The 1,024-nt window shown below is 57.3% G+C and carries 1 rRNA gene; it reads left to right on the top strand.

The window, feature by feature from the left end:
* Window positions 1–1,024: ribosomal RNA gene (locus ACIBK9_RS51820) — 23S ribosomal RNA — on the top strand; the annotation flags it as partial.

Genomic DNA, 1,024 nt, shown 5'->3' on the forward strand with positions numbered 1-1,024 from the left:
GCGAAGGTGAGAACTTAAGCGCCGGTAAACGGCGGTGGTAACTATAACCATCCTAAGGTAGCGAAATTCCTTGTCGGGTAAGTTCCGACCTGCACGAATGGCGTAACGACTTCCCCGCTGTCTCAACCGCAGACCCGGCGAAATTGCACTACGAGTAAAGATGCTCGTTACGCGCAGCAGGACGGAAAGACCCCGGGACCTTCACTACAGCTTGACATTGGCGTTTGGAACGTCTTGTGTAGGATAGGTGGGAGACTGGGAAGCTCGGACGCTAGTTCGGGTGGAGTCATTGGTGAAATACCACTCTGGTCGTTTTGAACGTCTAACTCTGGTCCGTGATCCGGATCGGGGACAGTGTCTGGTGGGTAGTTTAACTGGGGCGGTTGCCTCCTAAAGAGTAACGGAGGCGCCCAAAGGTTCCCTCAGCCTGGTTGGCAATCAGGTGTTGAGTGTAAGTGCACAAGGGAGCTTGACTGTGAGACTGACGGGTCGAGCAGGAGCGAAAGCTGGGACTAGTGATCCGGCATCGGCGTGTGGAAGCGGTGTCGCTCAACGGCTAAAAGGTACCCCGGGGATAACAGGCTGATCTTCCCCAAGAGTCCATATCGACGGGATGGTTTGGCACCTCGATGTCGGCTCGTCGCATCCTGGGGCTGGAGTAGGTCCCAAGGGTTGGGCTGTTCGCCCATTAAAGCGGTACGCGAGCTGGGTTTAGAACGTCGCGAGACAGTTCGGTCCCTATCCGCTGCGCGCGCAGGAGACTTGAAAGGGGCTGTCCCTAGTACGAGAGGACCGGGACGGACGAACCTCTGGTGTGCCAGTTGTACCGCCAGGTGCACGGCTGGTTGGCTACGTTCGGAAGGGATAACCGCTGAAAGCATCTAAGCGGGAAGCTCGCCTTGAGATGAGGTCTCCCACCACGAGAGTGGGTAAGGCTCCCGGTAGACGACCGGGTTGATAGGCCGGAGGTGGAAGCACGGTAACGTGTGGAGCTGACCGGTACTAATAGGCCGAGGACTTGACC

Source organism: Nonomuraea sp. NPDC050227, assembly GCF_044459705.1.
GTDB lineage: Bacteria > Actinomycetota > Actinomycetes > Streptosporangiales > Streptosporangiaceae > Nonomuraea.